General features: G+C 63.5%; 16 protein-coding genes, 1 tRNA gene and 1 pseudogene. 2 read left to right on the top strand and 16 right to left on the bottom strand.

What is annotated here, in order from left to right:
- Positions 1 to 21: 21 nt before the first annotated feature.
- Positions 22 to 1,614 (bottom strand): amino acid permease, encoded by a 1,593-nt coding sequence (locus tag ACR9ZN_RS13880; RefSeq protein ID WP_454814424.1) that lies wholly within the window; start codon positions 1,612 to 1,614, stop codon positions 22 to 24.
- A gap of 114 nt (positions 1,615 to 1,728) precedes the next feature.
- Positions 1,729 to 2,532: an N-formylglutamate amidohydrolase gene (locus ACR9ZN_RS13885; protein ID WP_454814426.1), complete on the bottom strand. Its 804-nt coding sequence runs from the start codon at positions 2,530 to 2,532 to the stop codon at positions 1,729 to 1,731.
- 119 nt (positions 2,533 to 2,651) lie between these two features.
- Here ACR9ZN_RS13885 and ACR9ZN_RS13890 point away from each other — a divergent pair, with 119 nt between their 5' ends.
- On the top strand, positions 2,652 to 3,524 hold the full coding sequence (locus ACR9ZN_RS13890) for a MurR/RpiR family transcriptional regulator (protein WP_454814428.1): 873 nt from the start codon (positions 2,652 to 2,654) through the stop codon (positions 3,522 to 3,524).
- 37 nt (positions 3,525 to 3,561) lie between these two features.
- Here ACR9ZN_RS13890 and ACR9ZN_RS13895 read toward each other — a convergent pair whose 3' ends face one another.
- From ACR9ZN_RS13895 to ACR9ZN_RS13930, 8 genes and pseudogenes are all read right to left on the bottom strand, one after another.
- A complete protein-coding gene (locus tag ACR9ZN_RS13895; protein ID WP_481272454.1) occupies positions 3,562 to 4,392 on the bottom strand; it encodes a carbohydrate ABC transporter permease in 831 nt (276 codons plus the stop codon).
- Entirely contained in the window at positions 4,389 to 5,252 is an 864-nt protein-coding gene (locus tag ACR9ZN_RS13900) for a carbohydrate ABC transporter permease (RefSeq protein ID WP_454814432.1), read from the bottom strand. Before ACR9ZN_RS13900 ends, ACR9ZN_RS13895 begins: the two co-directional genes overlap by 4 nt.
- Positions 5,253 to 5,407: 155 nt before the next feature.
- Complete coding sequence (locus ACR9ZN_RS13905; RefSeq protein ID WP_454814434.1) at positions 5,408 to 6,751, bottom strand: extracellular solute-binding protein; 1,344 nt, start codon at positions 6,749 to 6,751, stop codon at positions 5,408 to 5,410.
- A 25-nt stretch (positions 6,752 to 6,776) separates the two neighbouring features.
- A pseudogene (locus ACR9ZN_RS13910) lies at positions 6,777 to 8,254 on the bottom strand (putative N-acetylmannosamine-6-phosphate 2-epimerase).
- A 159-nt stretch (positions 8,255 to 8,413) separates the two neighbouring features.
- Positions 8,414 to 9,229, bottom strand: a complete 816-nt coding sequence (locus tag ACR9ZN_RS13915; RefSeq protein WP_454814436.1) for a GntR family transcriptional regulator — start codon at positions 9,227 to 9,229, stop codon at positions 8,414 to 8,416.
- 230 nt (positions 9,230 to 9,459) lie between these two features.
- Positions 9,460 to 10,611: a LysM peptidoglycan-binding domain-containing protein gene (locus ACR9ZN_RS13920; protein ID WP_481272455.1), complete on the bottom strand. Its 1,152-nt coding sequence runs from the start codon at positions 10,609 to 10,611 to the stop codon at positions 9,460 to 9,462.
- 141 nt (positions 10,612 to 10,752) lie between these two features.
- A complete protein-coding gene (gene pbpC, locus ACR9ZN_RS13925; RefSeq protein ID WP_454814440.1) occupies positions 10,753 to 12,873 on the bottom strand; it encodes a penicillin-binding protein 1C in 2,121 nt (706 codons plus the stop codon).
- Between the two features lie 11 nt (positions 12,874 to 12,884).
- Positions 12,885 to 18,110 (bottom strand): alpha-2-macroglobulin family protein, encoded by a 5,226-nt coding sequence (locus tag ACR9ZN_RS13930; protein ID WP_481272456.1) that lies wholly within the window; start codon positions 18,108 to 18,110, stop codon positions 12,885 to 12,887.
- 352 nt (positions 18,111 to 18,462) lie between these two features.
- On the opposite strand from ACR9ZN_RS13930, the gene ACR9ZN_RS13935 reads away from it, so the two are divergent.
- Positions 18,463 to 18,538, top strand: a tRNA-Phe gene (locus tag ACR9ZN_RS13935).
- A gap of 290 nt (positions 18,539 to 18,828) precedes the next feature.
- Here the strand turns inward: ACR9ZN_RS13935 and ACR9ZN_RS13940 are convergent.
- The 6 genes from ACR9ZN_RS13940 to ACR9ZN_RS13965 form a co-directional block, all read right to left on the bottom strand.
- Positions 18,829 to 19,587 carry a hypothetical protein gene (locus ACR9ZN_RS13940; protein ID WP_481272457.1) on the bottom strand — a complete coding sequence of 253 codons (759 nt, stop codon included), beginning with the start codon at positions 19,585 to 19,587 and terminating at the stop codon, positions 18,829 to 18,831.
- A gap of 324 nt (positions 19,588 to 19,911) precedes the next feature.
- Positions 19,912 to 20,961: an ABC transporter permease gene (locus ACR9ZN_RS13945; protein WP_481272458.1), complete on the bottom strand. Its 1,050-nt coding sequence runs from the start codon at positions 20,959 to 20,961 to the stop codon at positions 19,912 to 19,914.
- 138 nt (positions 20,962 to 21,099) lie between these two features.
- Positions 21,100 to 22,632 (bottom strand): sugar ABC transporter ATP-binding protein, encoded by a 1,533-nt coding sequence (locus ACR9ZN_RS13950; RefSeq protein WP_441772299.1) that lies wholly within the window; start codon positions 22,630 to 22,632, stop codon positions 21,100 to 21,102.
- 142 nt (positions 22,633 to 22,774) lie between these two features.
- Positions 22,775 to 23,704, bottom strand: a complete 930-nt coding sequence (locus ACR9ZN_RS13955; protein ID WP_434957021.1) for a sugar ABC transporter substrate-binding protein — start codon at positions 23,702 to 23,704, stop codon at positions 22,775 to 22,777.
- Positions 23,705 to 23,882: 178 nt separating this feature from the next.
- Complete coding sequence (locus tag ACR9ZN_RS13960; RefSeq protein ID WP_481272459.1) at positions 23,883 to 24,713, bottom strand: TIM barrel protein; 831 nt, start codon at positions 24,711 to 24,713, stop codon at positions 23,883 to 23,885.
- A 291-nt stretch (positions 24,714 to 25,004) separates the two neighbouring features.
- Positions 25,005 to 26,030 (bottom strand): LacI family DNA-binding transcriptional regulator, encoded by a 1,026-nt coding sequence (locus ACR9ZN_RS13965; RefSeq protein WP_481272460.1) that lies wholly within the window; start codon positions 26,028 to 26,030, stop codon positions 25,005 to 25,007.
- Positions 26,031 to 26,101 lie beyond the last annotated feature (71 nt).

Below are 26,101 nucleotides of genomic sequence, written 5' to 3' on the forward strand. Positions count from 1 at the left end.
CGGGGCCGGCCGTCGTCACGATCAGGTGCTCTGGCCGACGGCCTTTTCGGCTTCTGCGATCTCGCTGGCCCGCTTGGCGATGTCACCACCGATTGGCGGTCCCTTGAACCGGCGCGCCTCGATGCCGAACCACAACACCAGCAGCAGCACCAGCAAGCCGATGGCGTAGTTGATCAGGATGTCAAAGGGCGGCTGGATGCCGGCATACATCAGGACGAGCACGCCGAGCACGGCGATCACGCCGAGCGGCTTGGACCAGATACCGAGGCGGAAGGGGCCGAACTCGGTCCAGGTCTTGCCCTCCGCCAGCAATCCGGCTGCGATCGGCATCGCATAGGAGACATAGAGGAACAGCGCGCAGCCCGCCGCCAGCGCCGCGAAGGCGGGCGAATAGAGCGTGGCGGCAATCGAGAGCACCGCTCCGAGCCAGATCGCTGCCACAGGCGTGCGCCAGGTCGGGCTCACGCCCTTCCAGATGCCGGAAGCCGGCAGGCCGCCGTCACGGGCAAAGGCATAGATCATGCGCGAGGTCGAGGTCAGACCGGCCAGGGCGCAGATGAAATTGGCCAGCACGATGCCGATGGCCAGCACATCCTTGAGCAAGCCCGGCGCGGGCAGGTTGTTGAACAGGTTGAACCAGCCTGCGCCCCCGTCCTTGGCGGTCTGGGCTAGGTCGGGGCTGGCCAGTACGAAGGATACTGCCATGGCAAAGCCGAATACCAGCGACCAGAACACCGAATGGATCATGCCGCGCGGCACCGCGACGCGGGCATTCTGAGTTTCCTCGGAGGTGTGCGCAGAGGCATCGAACCCGGTGATGGTGTAGAGCGGATAGAGCAGGCCGACCAGGAAAGCGATAAAGGCGGGCCGTGCTTCAGGCACATAGTTGCCACCCGGATCACCCGTGTTGTTCACGAAAGTGGTGAGACGCGAGAAGTCCCAGCCGGCTCCCCAACCCAGGAAGGTCAGGGTCAGCACCACGGCAATCACCAGAATGAGATAGCCCGAAAAGTCAGTCAGCAGCGTGGTGAGCTTGATGCCGAAATGGTTGATCAAGGCCTGGGCCAGCGTGATCAGGCAGACAGCAACGACCTGTGCGGCATAGGCGGAATTGTTGATCGCCGCTGCCTGTTCGGCCGTCATGCCTGATGGCAACGGGTCGGTGGTCACGGCGGTCCACGCCGTTACGTCGACATGGAAGACGCCCGACAGCACCAGATCCCTGAAGAGCAGCCAGACGCCGACATTGACCGAGGCGACGACGAAGATCAGGCCGAGCAGGTTGATCCACGCCGTTGCCCAGCCCCAGCCGCGCCCACCGAGGATCGAGGACCAGTGATAGAGACCGCCCGCCGTCGGGTAAGCCGAACCGATCTGCCCGAGACAGGCGGCGACCACGAGGGCGAATACGCCGCCGATGACCCAGCCGATCGTCGCTTCGAAGCCAGAACCGGTCCCCATCGCCAGCGGAAACGAGGTGATGCCGCCTGCGAGGATGCAGATGATGGAAAAGGAGATCGCAAAATTCGAAAAACCGCCCATGCGGCGCGCCAATTCCTGCGCGTAGCCCATGGAATGGAGGACTTTGACGTCCTCGTCAGTCGATCCGCTCATAGAAAGTCCCCCGACTTATGGTCCAGGATCGGTCGACATTGGACCGATAGACATTGGACCGATGGATGTTACCTTTCACGCAGCTATCGTTTTCGGCCGGTCGTTCCGGCTCTCTCATTTTGGCGAATCGCCTTCCGGCAGGCCGATCCGCTTCAGGATGGTAGCAAGTTTCATGCCCCATTCTTCCTGCTGATTCGGCGCTGCCAGAAGATCGTTGCGGATTTCGATCATCACGCTAGGAAGGCCTTGGCTTTGGCCATGCCGATCGAGCGTGTGATAGACGCGGTCTCCCGGGCTGTAGGGCTCATTGACCCCGACCACCAGACTCGGATCCTCGCGCAGGGCGGCGACCATCGGCGCGGACAGGCTCTCGTCGCGGTCGAAGAGAATGCCGACATGCCAGGGGCGCTGGGTGCCGTTATAGACCGGGGTGAAGCTGTGAATGCCGATGACAGCCACCTGTCCGGCCAGTCGCTTGGCCGTCACGGCGTCTGCAACTTCGGCGTGGAAAGGCTCGTAGACTTCGCGAACCCGCCGCGCCCGCTCCGCATCGCTGACATCCATATTGCCTGGAATGACAGTGCCCTCGCTCCTGAGCGTGATGGCATCGAATACCGCAGGGTCGCGGTTGCAATCGATCACGAGGCGACTGACGGCACAGGACACCAGCGGCGCATCGAGTTCGCGCGCCATCACACGCGCCACGCCAAGGGCACCCGGATCCCAGGCGATATGGCGCTGCAGGTCGGCATCGGACAGGCCGAGCTGGCCATATCGCGCAGGAATGAAGTTGGATGCGTGCTCACAAACGAGGACGTGAGCTCCCCTGCCCCGACCATTGTCCAGGATAGCGGCTTCGGGTTGGGTTTCCCCATCCGAGGTTCCTCTAGCGGCTCTCTCGGTGAGCGATTCTAACATTCATTACGTCCGAGCTTATTTTTGTATTGAGTGTTATTTTGAGTACAGCCGTAGCCGACTTGTCAATTGTGAAAATTGTGTCCACCTTCCACTCTCGCTTTTCCAGAGGGAGTCGCCTGATGACCAAACGCCCGGACACGGCGACCACGGCAAGCGATGAGACCTTGGCGACGACCATCCGCAGCAGGCTCGGTTCGCTGACCCCTACCGAGCGTCGCGCCGCCCATGTTCTTTTGTCGAACTACCCGTTCGCGGGCCTTGAGACCGTTGCGCAATTTGCCTCTCGAGCCGGTATTTCGGCGCCCTCGATCCTGCGCTTCATCGCCCGGCTCGGCTTCGGGGCCTATGCCGATTTCCAACGTCATCTGAAGGACGAACTTGAGGCGCAGTTGCAGTCTCCGCTGATGAAGCAGGCACCGGAACAAGCGAATACAACGCCGTTCTCCGCCTTCGCTGCCGCCGTGGTCGCCAACATTACACACAGCTTCGAGGCCATGGCGCCGACCGAGTTCGACGCGATTCTCGCTATCATCGTCGACACCAAGCGTCGGCTGCATATCGTCGGGGGGCGCCTCACGGAAGCCGTGGCGCTCTATACCGTGCGCCATCTCAGGGTCATCCGTCCCGACGTCACGCTGGTCGAGGGACAGGCGGCGACCTGGCGTGACCAGGTCATCGATTTCGGAAAGCGCGACGTCCTGCTCGTCTTCGACATCAGGCGCTACCAGGACGATGTGATCCTCCTAGCGCAGGAAGCCTCCGAGCGCGGCGCCACCATCGTGCTGTTCACCGACCAGTGGCTGTCGCCGATCGCCCGCTTTGCGCGCCATGTCATTTCCGCACGCACGGGCGTGCCGTCGAACTGGGATTCGAACGCGGCGATCCTGGCCATCATAGAAGCCCTGATGGCGGCGGCCACCAAGACGCTATGGGACCTTTCCAAGGCCCGCATGGAGGCCCTGGAGGTCCTGCGCAAGAACGCACCGCGATAAGGCGTCTTGGCGGGGCCACGCTTATCCGGGGCCACGCTTATCCCTTGACGGCTCCGGCGGTCAGCGAGCGGCCGATATAGCGATAGGCCAGCAGGCTCATGAGCAATGGCGGCAGCACGGAAAGGACCATCACCGCCGCCGCCGTGCCCCATTGTACCCCACCTCCGCTTGCCGCGAAGAAGAACGAGGCTCCGACGGTGATCGGCACGGCGCTCTGTGTCGTCAGCATCAGGCCGAACAGGAACTCGTTCCAAGCATAGATGAAAGCAAGGATTGCGGAGGAAGCGATGGCCGGTGCTGTCAGGGGCAGCACCACCCGCCACAGCACATAGGACGTGCTGGCGCCATCGACCCGTGCCGCCTCCTCGATCTCGAGCGGCAGGTCCCTGATGGCATTGGCGATCAGCACAAGCACCAAGGGCAGGTTGACGAGGCAGAGGATCAAGGCGAGCCCGAAACGGGTATCGAGCAGTGCAAGACGCTGATAGATCAGATAGATCGGGATGGAGAAGATGATCAGCGGAATGGCACGTAGATTGGTCACCCCGGGCAGCAGCCAGCGCTGCCCGACGCCATGGCGCACGATGGCGTAGGCTGCCGGAAAACTGAGCACGATCGCGAACAAGGAGCCCAGCGAGGCGGCAATCAAGCTGTTGACGAGATAATGCGTGATGTCGAAGCGATCGGAGATCTCCAGCACCTTGGCGAAATTCTCCAGCGTCGGCGCCTCGATCAGCAGAGACGGGTTCTCAGCGATTTCCGCTTCGCTCTTGAACGCGGCGATCAGGGTGGCGATCAGCGGAAAATTCAAGGCGAAGGCCGCGACGAGAAAGACGATCCAGCGCAGGATGGTGAGAAGCCGTGTCATGCGCGCCGCTCCGCCAGCGTCATCAGCCCAGCCACCACGACATAGGACATCACGAGCAGGATCAACGAGGCAGCGACGGCAACCCCGATGTTGCTGCCACGGAAGAAGGCTTCGTAGATATAGATGCTGATGGTGGTCGTGCTGCCGCCGGAACCGCTGCCGGTGAGCACATAGACATTGTCGAAGACCCGGAAACTGTCGATGAAGCGGAAGAAGAAGGTGATGGCGATGGCCGGCGCCATATAGGGCAGGTCGATCCAGCGCAGCCGGCGGAAATAGCCGGCACCGTCAATGGCCGCCGCCTCCCTGATTTCGAGGGGGATCGACTGGTAGGCCGAATAGAGGATCAGCAGGGCAAAGGGCGTCCACTGCAGGACCTCGATGGTGACGAGCGTGGCGAAGGCATTGTCCGGGCTGAGGAAAGCCGGGCTGTCCCCGGTGAAAAGCAGGAAATAATAGGGGATCACGCCGACGAACTCCTGCAGCACCAGGCGATACATCAGGCCGACCAAGGCCGGGGCCAGCATCATCGGCAGCATCAGAGCCGCCATCAGCCAGGGCCGCTTAGCCAGGAGCGGGCTGAGAAAGATGGCAAGGAACAGGCCGAGCAGGATTTGCGCAATCGAGGCGGCAACGGCGAACTTCAGCGAGAAGCCCATGGCCCTCCAGAACGCGCCATCCTGGAGCACAGTGACGAAATTGCCAAAGCCCTGCAGGCTCGGACTGCGGAGGGTTTCGAAGGTCACCTTCGAGAGCGAGTAGACGATGTCGATGCAAAGCGGCAGCGCCACCAAAAAGATCAGGAATCCGGTGATCGGTGCGATGAGCAGATAGGGTGTCTTGCTCTTGGCGAGCGCCATCAGGCTATCTCCGGGCAGGAGCCGCTCGATAGGGCGGCCGTAACGGCAGGCGGCATGCAAGAGCCCTCCGCCTGTTGCGGCCGCCTTGCCCCACCCGCACAGAGTTCTCATGCGGAACGATGACCAAAGCCACCGCTCCGCTACAGGAAGGCCGATTATTTCTTCAACAATTCCTGCATCTTGGCAGCGGTATCCTTCAGCGCCGCGTCAAGATCGGTCTGTGCCGCCCAATAGCCGGTGAAGTCCTTGGCCTGGGTCTCGTAGACCTGCAGTGCGCCGGCCGAGGTGCCGCCTGTCATCACGAAGCCGTACTGGCCGGCAAAGTCGCCGATCTTGGCGAGGTCCGGCCGCTTCGGCAGGGACGCGGTGAGACTGGCGTCGAGCGCCGGCGAACCGCCGGCATCGGCGTAGATCTTCATCGCCTCCGCGCCTGCGAGCCAGTTCAGGAATTTGACGGCCCCCTCCTTATGGGGTGAGGCCTTGTTGAGGCCGAAGCCGAGGCCGTGAATATGGGTGGTGCGTCCCTCCGGCCCCTTGGGCGGAGCCAGCGTGTCGATCTTCCCCGCCACGACGGCGTTCTTGGCCGGGTTGTCGAGATCGGCCGCGGCGGCATTCCATTGCAGCATCGTGGCGACCTGCCCGGCACCGAAGGCGGCATTGGCCTCGGCATATTCGTAGGACAGCGAATCCTTGGGGCTGGCCCCGGCATCGTAAAGCTTCTTGTAGAGCTCCAGGCTGGTGCGGTAGGCGGGCGAATCCACCGTGATCTTGCCCGCCGCATCCTGCCAGTCGGCGCCGTAGGAACGCGCCATGGTCTGGAACACCATCATGTTGAACAACAGGTTCTTCATCTGCAGCACGGTGCCGTACCGCGTCGGGCTGGCGTGATTGATGCTCTTGGTGAAGAACAGGGCCGTCGCCGCATAATCGTCCCAGGTCCACGCCTCCGGTTTCACCGGCTGCAGCGGCTTACCGAGATATTTCTGGGCGATCTCGCCATAGGTCTTCTTCCAGCCGTCATCGGCCAGGAGCCTGGCCATCAGGTCCTTGCGCACATACATGAAATGCAAGGACAGATCCGTCGGCACACCATATTGCTTGCCGTCGAACTGCATGGTCTTCAGCACCTTCTCGCCGAAGACCTTAGCGCTGTCGGCCGGCAGATCCACCGGCTGCATGAAAGGCGCATATTTGCCCAGTGAATAGGTAGCGATCAGATTGAGATCGAATTCGGTCGAACCCGCCGCGAGATCGGCCTGCAGCTTGTCCCAGAACCCTTCGCGGTTGAAGAAGATCAGCTTGACCTTGTCGGCATCGGCCAGGCCCGAGCGCTCGTTATAGGCTTTGGCCGTCGCGCGCAGGGCCGTCTCTTCCGGCCCACCCGGCCAGCCGAGAACGGTGACCTCGGCCAAGGCGCTGGTACTGCCCGCCAGCGCCAGAGCCAGACCGGCCAGCAACGCCCTGCATCTGTTCCTTCGGCCTCGCTTCATCTCAAACATGATCCACCTCCGGTGCGCTTTCTGTTTATGGGTCGACGAGATCGGCCACGCCGATCAGTCCCGCTTCAGCGCCGAGCGCGGCAGCGCGGAATTCGGGACGGTATTGGGGAGAAAGCGCCGCGGCGTGGCTGCGCAGCCGATCGAGGAAGCCTTCGGCCAAACCGAGGCCTCCGCCAATGACGAAGCAATCCGGATCGATCAGCATCTGCAGGGAGCGTGCGGCACGAACCAGCGGGAGCACGGCACCGCCGATCAGGGCTTCGGCGCCAGCATCCCCGGCCCTGGCCGCCGCCAGCAGGGCCGGCGGGTCGGGCCACCGCCCGCTGCCGGCCGCCAATCGCGCCAAGGCAGAACCGGCTGCGATATCCTCCAATCGCTGCTCGCCTGCCGTGAGATCGGTAAGGATCTGGCCGACATGTCCTGCCAGACCGCTGCGGCCGATCAGCAGGCGCCCGCCCAGGACCAGGCCCCCACCCACGCCCGTCGAGACCGTCATGAAGACCATGTCGGCCCCCTGCCCCGCGCCGAAGCGATATTCGCCCCAAGCGGCGGCCTGGGCATCATTGACGGCGGTGATGGGCACGCCGAGGCACTCGGTGAGAACAGCCACGAGAGGATAGCCATCCGGCACCGGCAGGATGGCTGGATTCAGCGCCGACCAGCGGCCTTCTGCTATCCGACCGCTGACGGCGATGCCGGCCGCAGCATAGCGCCCGCGCCAATCGGCTATGCTCGTGACGACGGCATCCAGCCAGGCTTGCGGGCCGCCCTCGCGCGCGGTTTCGACACGGCGCTGCTCCAGTACCCTTTCACCATCGACCAAGGCCGAAAGCGTCTTGGTGCCGCCTATATCGATCGCAAGGACAGGCCGCGGCTGCATGAGCATTCCTAGGAGGATGGGGCGGAGGACGACTTCACCGCCTCGACGAACCAACTCGTGATGTGCTCGGGCCGGGTGATGGCGGATCCGACCACCACGGCATCGGCGCCGGCCTGACGTGCGGCCTGCACCTGTGCGAGCGTGCGATAGCGCCCCTCGGCGAAGACTGGCCGCCCGAGAGCGGCGACCCGGCGTACGAGGTCGACATCCGGATCCTCCGGCACCGGCCCGCCAACATAGCCGGACAGGGTGGTGCCGATCACGGATGCACCTGCCTCGGCGGCTGCAACGGCATCCGCGAGCCCGGCGCAATCGGCCATAGATTGGCGTCCGGCGGCATGAATGGCCCCGATCAAGGCAGGCACGGAAACCGGGCGGGGCCGCTGTGTGGCATCGAAGGCGATGATGTCGGCACCGGCTTCCGCCAGATCGGCGACGTCCTGCAGCAGGGGCGTGATGAAAACGGGTGTGTTTGCTTCGGCCCGCTTGACCAGGCCGATGACCGGCAGCGATGTTGCCGCACGCACGGCCCTGACATTGGCCAGGCCCTCGATACGCAAGGCAGCAGCCCCCCCTGCCACGGCGGCCAGTGCGAAGCCGACGACGATCTCGGTCCGGTCCATGGCGCCACCGATTACCGGCTGGCATGACACGATCAATCCGTCGAGCGCTCGTTCAACTGCAGATGCCACCCCATGCTCCTCGCTTGCTGATGAGGAAGCCTGACACCGATAGGACCAGAATGCAACCTGTTTAATACCAGTTGCAAAATCACTTGAGATTCAGCCGCGGCGGGCCAGTTCGACCATGAAATCATAGGCATCCCCGCGGTAGCGGCTGCGGGTCAGTTCGACCACGCGTCCGTTTTCCAACGAGCAGCGGCGCTCCATTTCAAGGATGGGCGCACCCGTTTCGATCTCGAGCAGGCGCGCCTCATGGGCGGTCGCCACATCGGCCCTCACTCGCTGGAGGGCCCGCACCGGCTGACAGCCACGCTGATCGAGCGTCACATAGAGCGAACCTTCGATCAGGTCGGAGCTCGGCAGGAACTCGGCCGGCAGCACCGAATACTCGATCGCCATCGGCACGCGATCCGCCAGCCGGAGCCGATGCAGGCGGCAAACCCCAGCACCCGGCGACAGGCCCAGCGCCATGGCTTCAGCCGTGTCGGCCATGCCGATCTCGCGACGCAGCCAGGTGGTGCCGGGCACACGGCCCCGCGCCTCCATGTCCTCGGAAAAGCTGGTGAACACCGTCATCGGCTTTTCCAGGCGCAGCGCCACGCTGGTTCGTGCGCCGTGGCGCTGGACCAGCAACCGTTCCTCGACCAGCCCCTTGATGGCATTGCGCACGGTCACGCGCGACAGATCAAGGCGTTGGGCCAGTTCACGTTCGCCCGGGATCATGGCGCCCGCCGGAACGATGCCCTCCGAAATGGCGCTCCGCAGGGCATCCTGCAGGCGCCGATAGAGAGCCGTCGGGCTTTCGGTTTCCAAGCGTCCCTTGCGCTGCAGATAATCGATCAGCAGCCCGACTTCAGCGCTCTCCGCCGGTTCTGAGCGATCGGCGGTCTGGTCGGGTGAGAAAGATGAAGGCATGCATACACCGATATTTTCAGGCCAGGACACACCGCGATGCCGCGGAGCGGCCGTCAATTATTCGGCTTTGTCTAACACGCAATCTCGATTGACGCATCGGCGACAAGAAAAGGCCGGCCAGCGTTGCTGGCCGGCCTGTAAAACTCTGAAACCGCATCGAAGAACAGATTTCGTGCTCAAAAAAGCGAAAGAGGCGATGAAGAAGCGTTCAGTCATGAACGCACTTTGCTCTAGTAGGCCAGCGCCGGCGCCAGTCTCGGCGCTGCCTGTACGGCTGCCCGGCGCAAACCCCAGCGCAGCAGGGCGCCCGCCGCCGCGAAGCTCGCCGGATCGTCGGCCACGCCGCCACCGGCAGTAGCGGCATCCTCGAGCAGGGTCAGTCCCACAATGACCACGGCTCCGACGATGGCCACCGTTGCCTTGCCCCAATGGATACCTGACGAGGGCTCCGGGGAAGGCGCGGGCCTGCGATTGGAGAGCACGGGCTCGGGACGCCAAACCCGTGTTGCATCCGGGACGGGACGATAGCTGGGTACGAGAACCGGCTCAGGCAGGGGCGGACGCAGGTGCTGATCCGGCTTCAGCTCGATCTCGACCTTGAACTCGCTGGCGACATAGACGTAGTCGCGGATTCGCCCGGTCATGCGTGGATAGGTCAGCGTGGCCTTGAGCACCGGCTCTCCCGTGCTCGATATGCCGGCGGAAAACTGGGCACCCGGCGAATGGGCATTCGCGCGCAAGGTGAGCTGGCATTCATAGGTGACGCTGTTGGACTTGCGGTCCCAGCTCAATTTGCCGCCGGACACCAGTTCGCCGAGCACGGTCGAGGTCTGCCGACGCGCCTGCGACTCCAGTCCGCGGTTGCTGTAGACGAGTAGCGGCACCTTGTCGGTCGGCTGCAGGAAGATCGCCCCCTTCAGCTTGACCCTGGCCGAAAAACCATTGCCCTTGATCTCGATGATCGACAGGTCGTCAAGCTGATAGCCGAAACCGAAATTGTTCGCGAGCGTCCTGGCCGCAGGATTGCTGCCGGCATCGGGCTGCACATGCGTATGAGAGGGGGTCGAGCTGCCCCTCGGGGCGGGTACGGAGGCAGGCGAGTTGGGCGCAGGCGGATTGGTGGACTGGGCGGTCGCCGTCGCCGCCGGAGTGCCTGCCAGGGCGCCGCGCAGCACCACGCGACGGTGCTGCCTCGGCAAGTAGATCACCGCTCCTGCCCTGATGAGGTCGGGATTGACGATGCCGTGTCCCGTCTTGGCGACGATAGCCGGCTCATTGTTGTAGGCATAGATCTCCGGCCAGCGCACCGGATTGCCATAGTAACGGCCGGCGATTCCCCACAAGGTATCGCCTTGCTTGATCACGTAACGCCCTGCCTGCACGATGTCTTCTCCCGGAAAAATGGATTTCAGCCAATCAATAGAATGCCGGTACCTGAGGCTAGGCTCGCTTCTTGACAGGAATATTATGGTTCCGGCCGAAAAAACTCGTACTGGGTCATCGAGGCGCCGCACAAACCGCCGTCAATCCAGCCTGATCTGCACACTGGCCGTATGTCCCCTGGCGTCGATCACCGAGAGGCGGGCGAAGCCCTTGCCCGGCTTGTCCCAGATGGCCTCACGACGCTGTTCGCCGATCACGATCGGCAGGCCGTCGGCGAGCCAGGTGAAAGGTGGAGCGCCGCCCATGGCCTTGAGAGAGAGTGTGGCGTCCGGTTCGTCGGCCGAGACCTCGACCCTCGCGCCATCGGGCGGAAAGGAGATCACCAGCGGTGCATCACCTGAACCGGCGGCCGCGACTTCGGGCAAAGCGCCCGGGCGGAACCGTTGCAGGGCGGGCGGCAGCTCCGAGGTTCGCGCGAAGACCACACCGGGCGGCGGGGACTTCAGCGGCACGCGCCGCTCGCCGATGCGTTGGAAGGCATCGAACAGGATGGGAGCAGCGGCCTTGCGCCCGACCAGGTCCGAAACCGGCGCGCCATCAGGCCGCCCCACCCAGACTGCGACGGTGTTGGCACCGTCGAACCCGACGGCCCAGGCATCGCGATAGCCATAAGAGGTGCCCGTCTTGTAGGCGATCTTGCCGCCCACGGCGTTCTCCGGCGGCGGCGCCCCGATCAGGACATTACCGACCTGCCAGGCCGCGGCCTTCTCGAACAGGCGATGGGGCTGCGCACCGAGCGCCCGATCTTGCGCCCGCCAGATCAACGGGAGCGCCTCGCCATCCCGCGCCAGCGCCAGATATAGGGTAGCAAGATCGGTGAGCTTCACGCCGGCGCCGCCAAGACCGACTGCCAGGCCCGGCACGGCGTCGGGCGGCAAGGACGGCTCGGCACCGGCACTCTTCATGCGGGCAATCAGCCGATTCGGCCCGACGGAATTGAGCAGCATCACCGCCGGCACGTTGAGGGATTGCTGCAAGGCACGGCGCATCGTGACGGTGCCCTGGAAGGCATCGTCGAAATTCTCGGGCTTGTAGACCCCGAAGCGCACGGGACGATCGTCCACCAGCGTCTCGGGATGGGCAAGGCCGTCCTCGAAGGCGAGGCCGTAGATGAAGGGCTTGAGGGTGGACCCCGGAGATCGCAGCGATTCGGCGAGATCCATCTGGCCGGCCCGCGCCTTGTCGAAATAGCCGACCCCGCCAACATGCGCCCTCACCTCGCCGGTCGCGTTGTCGACGGCGACGATGGCAATCGAAACCCCGCCGCCCAGAGCCGTCGCCCGCTCACGCGCCAGATTTTCGAGCTGCTCCTGCAGGAAGCGCGCAATCGTGGTTGTTAGCACCGGATTGGGATCGCGCTTGCCGGCCTGGACCTGACGCATAAGGTCCTGGCGCACAAGCCGTTCGGCGACGTGAGCCGCCAGGATCGGGAAGGGCTTGCGCCCCTGCGGCGCCGCTTCCAGCGTGGCGGCCTCGGCCTGGTCGGGATGGAGCGCGCCTTTGCCGGCGAGAAGCCGCAATACCCGATTTCGGGCGGCCTTGGCCGCGGCAGGAACTCGGTCCGGCCGACGCGATTCAGGAGCCTGCGGCAAGGCCACAAGCATGGCCGCCTCCGCCGTCGAAAGGCGCTTGGGTTCCTTGCCGAAATAGGCCAGCGAAGCGGCCCGCGTTCCTTCCAGATTGCCGCCATAGGGCGCCAGCGCCAGATAGAGGCCGAGGATCTGCTCCTTGCTCAGCCGGTTCTCGATCTGGACGGCACGGATCATCTCGGCCGCCTTGTCGGCAAAGGTGCGATCCGGCCGCGGCTCGAGCAGGCGGGCAACCTGCATGGTCAGGGTCGAGCCGCCAGAGACGATGCGCCCGCGGCTCAGCATCTGCCAGGCCGCCCGGGTCATCGCCACCGGATCGATGCCGTGATGGGAATAGAAGCGCTTGTCCTCATAGGCGACCAGCATCGACAGGAAGCGCCTGTCGACCTCCTCCGGCTTTGCCGGCAGTCGCCAATAGCCGTCCGCGGTGGTGAAGGGGCGCAGCAACCTGCCGTCACGATCCACCACCAGCGGAGAATAGGTCACTCTTTCGCCCAGCGGCACCGGACCGAGGCGTCGCACGGCCTCCGAAAGCGCAAAGCCTCCGGCGTTCACGGCGATAACAGCCGTGAAGAAGAGCGCGCATAGGATATGGACGCGCCGATTGGTCATCTCAGTCCGTTCTACCTCTCGGTGACGGTGAGCGTGCCGGTGGCAAGCGTGGCATTGCGCTCGGGCTGATACATGTCCTCAACCGTGGTGCCGGGCAGGATGTAGCGGCCAGGCGCCACCGCGCGGACGACATAGGCGACCTTGGCGGCCTGATCGGTGAACGCGGCGACGAAACGGTCGTCGCGGAACTCCGAATGGGTGACGTCGGTGAGGTCCTTCAGCCAGGCCATGCTGCCCGTCTCGCCGGTGACGACCAGATTCGGATTCTCGATCTCGAAACCGGCCGGAAGCCGGTCCACGAGCAGGAAGTTGCCAGTCTGGTTGTCGCCGCTCCGGCTGGCATTCAGCACCACCACCAACCGGGTGTTCTGCTTCACCTCCGCAGGGTCCACGGCCTTGCCGTCGAGCGAGAAATAGGTGCGCGTCAGGTTCATGCCGTTGTTGGCGGCCGGCTCGGGCACCACGGGCGAGCCGGAGACCGCGACCACGGCTTGCAGAGCCGAGGCGCCGGGATTGGAGACGGAATGCGGGGTCTTGAGCGCCTCGCCGCGATAGACCTTGTAGAAGGCGCCCTGCTGTTCCGAGCCATCGGCGATCAGCCTGACGGAACGGGCCTGGTCGGCGACACTGCGTGCCGCGAGCACCATCCAGGTCATCTCCTGGGTCGAGGCATAGCGGGATCTGGAGCGCGCATCGGTGATGACCTTGAGCGCCGCCTTGATCACCGGCAGGCCTGCATTGCCGTCACCCGCAAGCGCCACCACCGCCGCGGCGTCGCGCAGCGGCGAGCCGTAATTGCGATAGGCTTGTCTGGCATCGACAGTCTCCTTCTGGAGCGCTTCGGCAGCCGAGCCGAATGCCTCGCCGGCCCGCGGCTTGTCGCCGAGCATGCCGAGGGCCGCGGCGATCTGAGCCCGCGCCATGGCGCTGCCGAACTGGCCGATCTTGGTATCGGCGAGATATTTCAGATCACCTGCCGGCGCCCTGCCGGCCCGAGCCAGCGTGTAGAGCGCGTAGGCGATGTCCTCGCCCTTGCCCTCTTCCACGTCGGGCGCATTGCCGACACGGTTGCGCAGATAGTCGACCGCCTGGTTGAGCGCCAGTTCCGGCACGGCGAAACCCTTTTCGCGGGCCCGCAGCAGGAAGTCGGTGACATAGGCCGACAGCCACAACTCGCCGCTGTCGGCATTCCACAGGCCAAAGGCGCCGTTCGAATCCTGGCGTGCGAGCAGGCGCTGAACCGTATCGCCCAGGCGCTCCTTCACCGTGCCGTCGAGATCGACGGCATTGCCGCCGAGTTCACTGAGATAGAGCAAGGGCAGCGCGCGGCTGACGAGTTGTTCCGAGCAGCCATAAGGATAGCGATCGAGATCGCGAAGCAGGCCGGGCACGTCGAGTGCGCTGAACGGCCCCACTGAAAGCGAGACCGCGCCGGTGCCGGGTACCATTTCGGCAACCAGGTCGGCATTGACGGTGATGCCGCCGCCATTGGCGGCAATCGTCTGGATCGTGCGGCGTGTCACCGGCGGATTGGCCGGCAGGATGCCGAGCGTGAAGCTCTGGTCGATGGCGACATTGCCGGGACCGGCCAGGGTGGCGACCAGCTTGCCGGTGCCAATACCGTTGGCGGTAATGGGAATGTTCACCGGCGTGCGCGAGCCCGCGGCCCCGATCTTCACGGTCTGGTAGAGAGCTGATGGCTCGGCGCCAACGGGTCCCTCCATAGTGACGGCGAGCGTGTAGTCGCCCGGCGCGGCCTCGGCATTCACGAGGTCCAGGCGGAAGCGCGACTGGTCACCTACCGCAAGGAAGCGCGGCAAGGTGCCGGCGATCACCACCGGATCACGCACTTTGACGTCCGCCGAAGCATGGCCGACCTTGGTTGGCGTCCAGGCCACCGCCATCACGCGCACCAGGCCGTTAAAGGCAGGGATATCGAAGCTGATCTCGGCCGTGCCGTCGGCACCGACTTCGATCATGCCCGAGAACAGCGCCAGGGGTGCCTGAGTCGGCGGCGGACTGTTGAAATTGGCCCCGCCGTCGCCGCCGGTGCGTATCCGCCCCTTCGCCCCTTCCATGCCGTCGATCAGTTGGCCGTAGAGATCGTGCAGCTCGGCCGAAAGGCGCTTCTGGCTGTAATAGAAAGTCTCGGGCTCCGGCGGCTTGTAGCCCGTCAGGTTGAGGATGCCGACATCGACGGCCGCCACGGTGACATAGGCTTTCTCGCCGGCGAGGCCCTCGACTTTCACCGGCACTTTGAGAGGCTGGCGCGGCTTCATAAGCTCGGTCGGCGTGAGCGTGACCTTGAGCGTGCGCTCATTGCGGTCGATGCCGAACCAGGCGAGGCCGATCGCGCGCGTCGGCATGCGCTTGGCGGCGACGTCCATCGGCCGGAAATGGGTGACCACGACATAAGCGCCCGTGCCCCAATCCTTGCCGACGGTGACGGGAACGGTGGTCCCCTTCTCCGGCACGTCGACCAGGGTAGAGGACAGCAGTTTCTCGCCGACCACCTGCACCGAAGCCTTGCCAGCGAAACGCGCATCGATCTTGACCTGCAGCGTGTCGCCGGTCTTGACGCTGGTCTGGTCGAGGGCGACCGGCAGCATGTCGGGCGTGTCGGCCTTCTCGCTGGTGTAATAACCCGCGTAGAAGGAGCTGGAGGAAGAAGCCAGTCCATCCGCCGAGATTTCGAGGCGGTACTGGCCCCACTGCACCTGCGCCGAGATCTGAGCAGGCTTGTCGGCCGCGAGGTCGACCGTGCCGCCGCCGACCTTGCGCGCGGTGGTGACGGCTTCATAGTTCCAGCGATTGTTGCTCTTGTACCACTGATAGCTCGTGGTGAGACGCTTGAGCGTCCAGGTCGCGCCCTTGGCCGCTACCTGGTTGCCCTGGGGATCGACGGCAATGGCGTCGAACAGGGCCTGCTGCCCCTCGGGCACCGTGCCCTCGGCAAAGCCGGGCTTCAAGGCCAGCATCGGGCCGGTAGAGGCGATCGGCAGGGAGGCCGAGCGTACGACGCCGCGGCCGCCGCCTTCCTTCATGCGGATGACGAAATTGGCCTTGAGCGGACGAGTGGTCGTCGGCAGTTGCGGCAGCGGCACCGTGAACTCAGCGTGGCCCTTGTCATCGGTCTGGGCGAGATCGTCGACGGTGTTTTGCACCGTATCGACACTCTCGTCCGACAGGCCGAAGGCATAGTTCTTCCATTGCGAGAAGGGCTGGCTGTCGGTCGAGACCGAAACGTCACCCTCGATGTCAAGGCCGGCAGCCGGGGCGCCGAAGAGATAGCGGCCGTCCACCTTCAGATTGGCGCCGCTTGTGCGGTCGATGCGGGTGCCGGAGGTGGCGAGGTCGAACTCGATGCGATCGGGCACATAGTCTTCGACCAGGAAGGTGGTCTCGCCGACCGGTGACGCCTTGGGATCGGTGTAGGCGATGACGCGCCAGGTACCGCTGGCGGCAGAGGGAATGATGGCGATATCGGCCGTGCGGCCGCCGGCGCCCTGGTCCTTCAGCACGGTGCGGGAATATTCGACGCCGTCGGGGCGCTGCACCACCATGGTCACCGGCACGTCGGCCAGGGCGTTGGCATTGCCGTCGCGCAGCAGGATGGCTGCATGCACCGTCTCGCCGCGGCGATAGACGCCGCGCTCGACATAGACGAAGGCATCGGCCGGGCCTGGCGGATCGCGCCCGGTGACGCCGCGATCGGTGAGGTCGAAGGCCTGCTGGGTGAGATCAATGAAGGCGTAGTCGTTCTTCTCGTCGGAAGCCACCACCAGCGCCGGCTCCTGGCCTTCGCTGCCCTTGGTCAGGCCGGCATCGAAGAAGGCGGCGCCATCGGCACCCGTCTTCGCCGAGCCGAGAATCTCGTTGTTGCGGGCTAGCAGGCGCACCGTGACATTGGCGAGCGGATCGGCAGACGCGATCGAACGCAGGAAGACGTGCAGTCCATCCTTGCCCTTGAGAGTGGTCAGGCCGAGATCGGAGACCACGAACCATTGCGTGGCGAGCTGGCTGTCTTCGTCCTCCTTCACCTCACCGGGCTGGGCGGTCATCACATAGAGGCCGGGCTCGATCTTGCCGAGCGCCTCGTCGACCGGAAAGGCGGTGGTGACATCCTGATTGGCGGTGCTGGCAAGGTCCATCGTACCCTGCCAGACCTTCTTGCCCTTGGTGCGGGCGATCTCGCCGGCCTGAGAACCGTAGATCTGGTCGAGGAAGTTGGAATCGATCACGGCCGAGATCAGGCTGCGGTCGCCGACCCGATAGAGGGCGAGCCGGGCCTGGGTGGAGTTGACCGAGACCAGCGGAATGCCGGCCTGGCCGGTGCGCGGCAGGACATAGCTCTTGCCGACGAACTGCACAGACGGCAGGCGGTCGCGCACATAGATCTCATAGTCGGCGTTCTTGAGCAGGCTTTCGTCCACGGCTGAAGGCAGGCCCTGGCGCACGGTGACCTTGTAGCGCCCGCCATGCTTCAGTCCTTCGACGCACAGCTTGGTACCGTCGACGGTAACGGCCGAGACAGGGCCAGGCTCCTGGGTGAAATAAGGGGCATAGTCGCTGACCGCGTTGCTCAGCGGATCGGAGAATTGGAAGCACAGGCGCGGTTGCGGCGCATCGCTCTCCACCGTGTAATCGATGATGCGGAAGCCGTGATCCTTGCGCACCTCTTCATAGGTTTCGCGAATCTCCGCGTTATCGACCAGATCGAGGCTCGCCCGATAGGCGTTGAGGGCCGGGCGCCAGTCCTCGCGCTTGACCAGGGCCTGGGCGACATCGTTCAGCGCCTCCGCTTGTTCCTGCGGTGTCCTGGCAAGCTGATAGGCCCGAATCGAGGCACCGAGCGCCTTGTAGGGCAGTTCATACCGGTCCTGGCTGTTGAAGGGCTCGGCCACCAGCAGCAAATCGGCGAGGCGCTTCCACATCGCGCCGTCATTGGGGGTCAGGGCGATGAACTGTTCCACCACCACGGCGGTGTTGCGGGCATTGTCGGAGCTGACGGCGGCCTTCAGCTCCTCCTGAAGCTGGGGCGCGCTCTTCCTCATGGTCTTGGCCAGTTTGGCGATGCTGTCCTTGTAGCTGTCCGCCGCATAGGAATAGCTGTCGGCCTGGAACAGCGGGGCCGCTTGCGCCGGACCAGCAGCCACCCAGCTCAACACGGCGAGCATGAGCACGAACGCAGAGAAAAACCGCACGAAAACGCCGTGGCGCGCTGCCTGCCTGACCATCTTGCCTGTCCTCTTAGCCGCCCCTCGGCCTATGGCGGCGGTCCTTTCCACGCTAGCGTGCCGGCGTGACCGAGGCGTGTCGTCAGCTATGGAGGGACGCAATCCATAGCTGACGACACGCCTCGGTCACGCGATACGCATGCGGAGCGGGCCACCGAGCCACAAGACTAAGGGCGCCCCGGGTCGGCGGCAATCATGATTCAGAGAGTTTTTACCATCTGTACCGGTGGGAACAGCGCGCGTACCGGTGTTTTTGCAGCCGGCTTATTTTTTCCGCGCGAGAGGGCTGGACAACCTCGGAGGCGCTGGCTATAAGCCCGCTCTCGCTTCGGCCTCGGCTGACGCGCTGGATGCCTAGGTAGCTCAGTTGGTAGAGCATGCGACTGAAAATCGCAGTGTCGGCGGTTCAATTCCGTCCCTAGGCACCATCTCCCCTTTCTAATTTTGCTGACCGACAAGAAAGCTGCATGGCTGCTGCCGTTTGCTGGCCGGTGTCGGCGCGATAGCCGCGGTCCATTTCAGCCAATTGGCGCCCGGGCCCGGCAGAACGAGGTCCTGAACCGTCACCGGGACGACAAGCACATCCCGGTCAGAAGAAGCCTTGTGCTTCTAACCGGGCAGGAGTCTGAAACGGCCGGGCCAATTCGCACGCATGCGGCCGATTCTCTCACGAGTTCCCGTCCGAATACGCGCCGGCCCTGCCCTCCAGCGGTAAAAGCTATTGCCAGGTCCAACGATTGTTCAGGACCGCTGCGCGCTCCAGTGTCGGATTGCTACCCCATTTGCGCTCGCCCCAGGTCTCGTAGAGGGCCAGATCAAGGGCGTTGTCCTCCCGGATCTTCTGGCGCAATGCCTCGCCGATATCCTGGCTGCGCAGCGCATTGGCAGGCGCGGCATTCTCATGAGGCAGTTTTTCGAATTTCCAGCCGATATCCTGGGTCATCTGCTCCATCACCGCATCGCAGTTGCGATAATCGCCGACGAACCAGAACGTCTCGAACTGCCTGGAGAGAAATTCGAACCTCTGGCGCTGGCTCATCTTGCGGATGCCCAAGGAGGACAAACCGAAATAATGCCTGAAATAGAAGCGGCTGATGCGGTTGTGCTTGTTGGTCGGATACCATTGCTCGAAGGACATGCCCACGATCCGATGTCTCTCGGGCGTCTTCTGCAGGAAATTGTAAAGCGAGACGTAGAAGGACACCGGCTCCCTGAGCAGGCCGATCTCGCGAATGATGCGGCCGTCGAAGCCCCTGGCTGCGGCGCGCGGCAATCTATGCCCGAACAGGATGCGGATTTCGTCGCGATCGGCCTGAGGTACACGAGCCTGCGGATCGAGCCAGGGCCGTTGTTCGGGCTTGGAATAGATCACGGCGGAACCGCGCGGCGGGACATCGTGCAGGAGATAATCCCTGACGCTCAAACCGGCGCATTTCAGAATATGCGGAAACAGGTAGACTGTTGTGTTGCTGCTCATCAAGTCTCGCAGGCTCGCTCCTCCCGCCCACAGGCCGGAAGTCTTGAACCGCTCACCCCTCTTTCTTGGCCAGGATGACATTCATCGTGAATGCTCCTGGTGCCATGGAAACCATCGCCCCCGCGACAGTGCCAAGGCTCATCCAGTCAATCGCTTGAAGGACCCGCCGGCGTCCGTCACCGTTGAGATCGAATAGATATAGAAAGTTTCCGGCATGGCAACGGAACTGTCCGGGTAATCGAGCTCGATCGCAACCGACCGTATCTGTGGAAACAGATTGCAGCCCCTTCTCGCGAAGGAGCTGCTCGATGGCTTCGCCCCGTTTCAGACCTTTCGGCGGCGACGGTACTGATCGATCACCACGGCGGTGACGATAATGGCACCGAGCACGATCTGCTGCAGAGAGGCCGGCACGCCCAGGAAGGTGAAACCCGACTGCACGACGCTGAGGATCAACAGGCCGATCACGGTGGAGGTGATGCGTCCCACGCCGCCCGACAGGGACGTTCCCCCGATCACAACAGCTGCGATCGCCTGCAGTTCATAGCCCAGGCCTGCACCGGCCTGGCCCGAACCGCCGCGGGCGATCATCACCACGGCCGCCAAGCCCGACAGCAGGCCGGCAATGCCATAGACCTTGACCAGATGCTTCTTCACGTCGATGCCCGACACGCGCGCCGCCTGCATGTTCGAACCGATCGCATAAGTGAACTTGCCGTAACGGGTGTAGCGCATGGCGATGTGGAAGATCAGCGCCACCACCAGGAAGATGGTGATCGGCAAGTTGATCGAGAAATCGCCGAAGATCTTGGTCGACGAACCAATCATGCTGAAGGAGGGCGTGAAAGTGCTGATTGGCGCGCCATTGGTGTACCAGGTGGCAAAACCGCGGGCCGAAACCATCATGCCGAGGGTGGCGATGAAGGGCGGCACATTGGCATAGGCGATCAGTGCACCATTGACGACGCCGGCGAACAGCCCGGACGCCAGCCCGGCCAGCACCGGCACGATGAAGGGCAGGTCGGACAGATGCGGATAGACGATGGAACGGGCCGTCGAGACCTGCGCCAGGCTGGCCGCGATCATCGCCGTTGCCCCCACCACCGAACCGGAAGACAAATCGACGCCGCCGGTGATGATGGTCTGCGCCACCCCGACGGCGATGATGCCCACCACCGCCGTCTGCAGGAAGATGATGCTGAGACGATCCGCATTGAACAGGAAGCTCTGCTGCTTGACCGGCCAGCCCAGTGCCTCGAACAGCAGGCCGATGCCGATCAGCACCACCAGAATGCTGACTTCCTGTGGTATGCGCCGGCGCGGCGACGTCGTGGTGGTTCCCGGTGCCTTGTTCGCAATCTCATTGGTCGACATGACGTCCTCCGTTTCCCCATTCCCGGACTTCGTGCATTTCCATTTCGAAGCCACTGCGCGGATCCATCAGGGATCGACCGGGCAGCGCCTCTTTTCCATGCGCGGCTACCAGCCGCGTCTGTCGTGTTCCTATCCCTCTCATCGCGCTGCCAGCTCCATGATGCGGACCTGGTCGGCTTCCGACCGATCGAGGATGCCGGTGACGTGACCCGCATGCATCACGACGACCCTGTCGCTCATGCCCAGAACCTCGGGCAGTTCGGACGAGATCATGATGACTGCGACGCCTTCTCCGGCGAGCTTGCTGATCAGGCGGTGGATCTCCGCCTTGGCGCCGACATCGATGCCGCGCGTCGGCTCGTCAAGGATGAGAATGCGCGGCTTGGTCAGCAGCCAGCGGCCGATCAGAACCTTTTGCTGATTGCCGCCAGAGAGATTTTCGATGCGCTCGTGCATGTTGGGAGTCTTGACCCGCAGGGTCGAACTCATTTCGCTGCAAGCTGGCACCACTTCACTGGAGGCGACGAAGCCAGCCTTGACATAGCGTTGCGTCAAAACCGCCATCTGCATGTTCTCGAGGATATCGAGAATGAGGAAGCAGCCGGTGTCCTTGCGGTCTTCGGTGAGAAAGGCCATGCCGTTGCGCATCGCGACAGAGGGCGACCCGATGCTGACCTGCTTGCCGTTGATCGCGATGGTGCCGCTCGTCGCTGGCGTGACGCCGAAGAGCGTCTCCGCGACATTGCTGCGCCCTGCCCCGACCAGCCCTGCAAAGCCGAGGATCTCGCCGGCGCGCAGGTCGAAGGAGACATCGGAAAAGACCCCTTGGAGCGTCAGATTCTTGACCGACAGCACGACCTCGCCGATCGGAACCGTCTCCTTGGGGAACATCTGCGTGATCTCGCGCCCGACCATGCGCCGGATGATCTCGTCACGGGTGAGGTTCTCAGCCAGGTCGGTTCCGATATATTTTCCGTCTCGGAAAATCGAAACCTCGTCAGAGATCTCGAAGAGCTCGTTCATCTTGTGGGTGATGTAGACGATGCCCTTCCCGGCCGCCTTGAGATCGTGGATGATCTCGAACAGATGCGAGACCTCGGTCTCGGTCAACGCCGAGGTCGGCTCATCCATGATGAGCACGTCGGAGTTGTAGGAGATGGCCTTGGCGATCTCGACCATCTGCCGATTGGCTACGCTGAGCGTGCCGACCTCGGCCGCAGGGTCGATCTTGATCTTCAATTGCTCGAACAGCTTGGAGGTGCGGCGATTGAGTTCGGCATGGTCGACGAAGCCGAGCCGGGTCAGCGGCTCGCGCCGGATCCAGACATTCTCCGCCACCGTCATGTACTGCATCAGGTTGAGTTCCTGATGGATCATCGCCACGCCGTTTTCCAAGGCATCGAGCGGTCCTGAAAAACGCACTTCCTGTCCGCGAAGCTTCATCGTGCCGGCATCGGTCTGATAGACGCCGGCGATGATCTTCATCAGCGTCGACTTGCCGGCTCCGTTTTCACCCATCAGGGCATGCACCGTGCCCGGGCGCAGCTTGAACGAAACGTTGTCGAGCGCGAGAACGCCGGGGAACCCCTTGCGAACGCCCTCCACTTCGATCAGGTAATCGGACTTGGCTTGCCCGGCCCTTTCGGGCGCGGTCGATTGTGCGACGGCCATCCTCATTTCCCCTCTGCCAGCGCCATGCTGCCGACGTGCGTTCTGGTCGCCCGAAGCTTGGCTCCGGACCTGCGGCCAGACAGGCGGTGAACATTTCCAGGTCCCTCCGGCATCGACCGGAGGGACTTTGGCGCGATTGCGCTCAGTTCTTCTTGAGGTACTTGTCCATATTGGCAGGCGTCACGAGCTCGAAGGGCACCCACACCATCGGATCGGCGATCTTCTCGCCCTTGGCCAGCTTGAGCGCGGTATCGACGGCGCCCTTGCCCTGTCCTTCGGCATTCTGGAAGACGGTGACTTGGAGATCGCCATCCTTCATCGCGCCGAGGCCGTCCTGCGTCGCGTCCACGCCACCGACGATGGTCTTGCCGCCGGCAATCCCTGCCTGCTTCAGCGCCTGAATGGCGCCGATCGCCATTTCGTCATTGTTGGAAACCACGGCCGCCGGCTTGATGCCCGAGGTGATCCAATTGGTCATCAGATCGATGGCCGCGGTCCGGTCCCAATTGGCCGTCTGCTTCTGCAGGATCTTGATGCCGGTGCAAGGTTCCTTGGCGATGACGTCCTCGACGTCCTGCGTGCGCTGGCGGGCCGCTTGGTTCGACAATTCGCCCATGATCACCACGATGTCGCCCTTGCCGCCCATCAGCTTGCAGATCTCCTGCATCTCGAGCGTGCCGGACTGGGCCTCATCGGAGCCAACGAAGGCGACCTTCTCAGGCAGCTTGGTATCGGACGGCATGCGGTTGACGAACACCAGGGGAATACCCGCCTCGGTGGCGAGCTTGGTCATCTGCGGGGTGGCATCGGTATCGACGGGATTGACGATGATCGCGTCAACCTTCTGGGCGATGAAGTTCTGAATCTGGCTGAGCTGCTTGTTGACGTCGTTCTGGCCGTCCTCGACCTGCAGCTTCACGCTCGGCAGCGTCTTGGCGTAGTCCGTCATACCATTGCGCAGCACGGTGAGGAAATTGTCGTCGAACTTGGCCATGCTGACGCCCACGCTCTGGGCGGACGCCGTGCCACACAGCAAAGCCGTCGCGGCGAGGGCAAAAAGGGTCCGTTTCATCGTGTCTCCTCCCTGGGTCGGATGTCCGGCAGCACCCGTCATTTTCCGGATAATCCCCTTGCGGGGAATTGGTGGACCGTCAAAACAGCTTGCGATGTGCTGGAATCATCCAGAATTACAAAGGCCCGTAGAAACAAAGGCTTGGAGCAAAGCGCGTTCATGCTCGAATGCGTTTTGCTTAGGACGCCAACCCTGCCGCGATCAGAGCCATGCTCGCGGCGATGCGATCCTGGATCTGCCCGGCATCCATTTTCTGTATGCTTTCGGCGAAAGGCTCGAAGGAGAGCGCACCGGTATAGCTGCCGGCGCGCAGCGCCTTGATCTGAGCGATATTGCCCAGACGATCGTCCGCCCCGACAAGGCCGCGATGGCTGTCCTGCATCTCCTCCACCGCTACGGACGTGTCGTCCACGCCGGAGATATGGACCAGCCCAGTGCGGTTCGGGAACAATGCCGCCTCACCGGCAAGATGATGATGGAACGTATCATGCACCAGTTTGAAGGTCCGCGCACCATCGACCGTATCGATACCGGCGACCGCTTCCGATTTCAGGCGCAAGGAGCAGATTTTGAAGCCGAGCGGTTCGACGAGACCGCTCAGCCCGCGTGACGACAGGATCGGCTTGAGCGCCTCCAATGCCTCGATCAAATTGGGAAGGCGCTCACCATCGCCGCACCCGTCACCGTCATTGCGCGGCACCAGCACGAGGGCCTTGGCGCCTGCACCGGCCGCATAATCGGCAAGCTCTTCCGCTTCCGATGCCCGCGCCGCGGTCCACTCGTTGAAGCGTTGCAGGGCATTGATCGACAGGATTTCGACACCGGCTCGCCGCGCTTCCTCCCGCATCGAAACCGCGGATGTCCCATCGAGTATGGCGTTGCCGGCGAGATCGTTGCGGATTTCGACCTCGGCGATCCCCAGATTGCGGGCGAGCGCGAAGAATTCCGCAGGCCGCAGCTTCGGCGTGGTCATATGGTTGAGAGCGAAGGATTCGGCTCCGCCTGTCATGAAACACTCCTTGCAGGCGCAAGCGCCTGATTTCCAACCTCGCCAGCGCCAGTTTCCGACGCCATGTGCTTTCCGGTACCCGTCATCAAAATAGAATGATTGGACCGTTTTTGATCTTAATTGGAATTAATATTCTATTTTTGCACTGCCCTGTCAAGTGCGCATTTCTTTTGCGCGCTCGCTCGCGCGCGCTGCACCATCGGTCGCCGGGATCGCGCGCACCATTTCGGTTGGCCGGGCCCGGCAACGTGCCCGGCCGCGCTCCGCAAGGCCGAGCAGGCGTCAAACGTTTTAGATATTTTCGGGAAGATAGAGATTGAAGGGCAGGAAAACCTGTCCGGCTCCTTCCACGCTGCCCGCAAGGCAGGCCTGCGCCATGACGCGGATGAGTTCCACGGGCAGTTGCGGCAGCGGTGTCGCGATGACGAAGGAAATCACCTCTTCGCTCAAGGCCAGGCGCGAGCCCGGCGTCAGCTCGGGGCAAACCGCCACCAGCCCTTCCGCCTTTTCCTCGCGCAAGGCGGCAATCACGCCCTCCATGCCGCCGCCGGCCACATAGAGCCCCGCCAGATCCGGATGCCGTCTGATCAGGCCGAAGGTCGCCTCATGGGCGATGCTCGGTTCCTCGAGATTGACACGGCTGTCCAGCACCTCGAAATCGGGCGCATGCTCGCGGAAATAGCTGCGCAGCCCGATTTCCCTGAGTTCATGGCCGTGGAAACGATGGCTGCCGAGAATGATGCCGACCTTGCCGGGTCGGCGTGCCGTCCGCGCGATCAGCCAGCCAGCGGTGCGTCCTGCCTTGCGATTGTCGAGGCCAACATAAGCCGCCCGATGTTCGGCGGCGAAATCGGACAGCAAGGCGAAGACTGGCACGTTGCGGGCCTTTAATTCGGCGACGGCCACGGTGATCTGGGGATGGTCCACCGACACGACGGCCAAGGCCTGGCACCGTTCACCCAACCGGTGCATCCGCTCGGCCACCACGGCCGGCGAGGTGTCGCCATGATGTTCGATGATGGCGGAGATGCGATAGCCGGGCGCCGAAGCGGCCGCTTCGGCGATGGATTGGGCCAGCAGGCTGTAGAAGGGCGACTCGGATTTGAGCAGCAGGAAGCCGAGCCGCAAATGCGGCGTATCGCGATCGAGGCGCTGCTGGATCAGCCCGGCGGCGTAGTAGCCGAGAGCCTTGGCCGCCTCGGCCACGCGCCGGGCAGTTTCCGGCCGGACCGGAAGCCTGCCGTTTAGTACACGGTCGACGGTTGCGGGACTGACACCCGCCTCCCTCGCGACATCCTGGATCGTGGGCCTTGCCATGGCTGTCTCTGATGGAATTACATCATGATGATAGTCGTTTTGACGTGTTTTGATAGAAACTGTCAACCGCC

The organism is Labrys sp. HAY1-8F (assembly GCF_056754975.1).

Bases quoted from the DNA above. Each gene is read 5' to 3' on its own strand.
- ACR9ZN_RS13880 (WP_454814424.1), bottom strand. From the start codon at position 1,614: ATGAGCGGATCGACTGACGAGGACGTCAAAGTCCTCCATTCCATGGGC.
- ACR9ZN_RS13885 (WP_454814426.1), bottom strand. From the start codon at position 2,532: ATGTTAGAATCGCTCACCGAGAGAGCCGCTAGAGGAACCTCGGATGGG.
- ACR9ZN_RS13890 (WP_454814428.1), top strand. From the start codon at position 2,652: ATGACCAAACGCCCGGACACGGCGACCACGGCAAGCGATGAGACCTTG.
- ACR9ZN_RS13895 (WP_481272454.1), bottom strand. From the start codon at position 4,392: ATGACACGGCTTCTCACCATCCTGCGCTGGATCGTCTTTCTCGTCGCG.
- ACR9ZN_RS13900 (WP_454814432.1), bottom strand. From the start codon at position 5,252: ATGGCGCTCGCCAAGAGCAAGACACCCTATCTGCTCATCGCACCGATC.
- ACR9ZN_RS13905 (WP_454814434.1), bottom strand. From the start codon at position 6,751: ATGTTTGAGATGAAGCGAGGCCGAAGGAACAGATGCAGGGCGTTGCTG.
- ACR9ZN_RS13915 (WP_454814436.1), bottom strand. From the start codon at position 9,229: ATGCCTTCATCTTTCTCACCCGACCAGACCGCCGATCGCTCAGAACCG.
- pbpC (WP_454814440.1), bottom strand. From the start codon at position 12,873: ATGACCAATCGGCGCGTCCATATCCTATGCGCGCTCTTCTTCACGGCT.
- ACR9ZN_RS13930 (WP_481272456.1), bottom strand. From the start codon at position 18,110: ATGGTCAGGCAGGCAGCGCGCCACGGCGTTTTCGTGCGGTTTTTCTCT.
- ACR9ZN_RS13940 (WP_481272457.1), bottom strand. From the start codon at position 19,587: ATGAGCAGCAACACAACAGTCTACCTGTTTCCGCATATTCTGAAATGC.
- ACR9ZN_RS13945 (WP_481272458.1), bottom strand. From the start codon at position 20,961: ATGTCGACCAATGAGATTGCGAACAAGGCACCGGGAACCACCACGACG.
- ACR9ZN_RS13950 (WP_441772299.1), bottom strand. From the start codon at position 22,632: ATGGCCGTCGCACAATCGACCGCGCCCGAAAGGGCCGGGCAAGCCAAG.
- ACR9ZN_RS13955 (WP_434957021.1), bottom strand. From the start codon at position 23,704: ATGAAACGGACCCTTTTTGCCCTCGCCGCGACGGCTTTGCTGTGTGGC.
- ACR9ZN_RS13960 (WP_481272459.1), bottom strand. From the start codon at position 24,713: ATGACAGGCGGAGCCGAATCCTTCGCTCTCAACCATATGACCACGCCG.
- ACR9ZN_RS13965 (WP_481272460.1), bottom strand. From the start codon at position 26,030: ATGGCAAGGCCCACGATCCAGGATGTCGCGAGGGAGGCGGGTGTCAGT.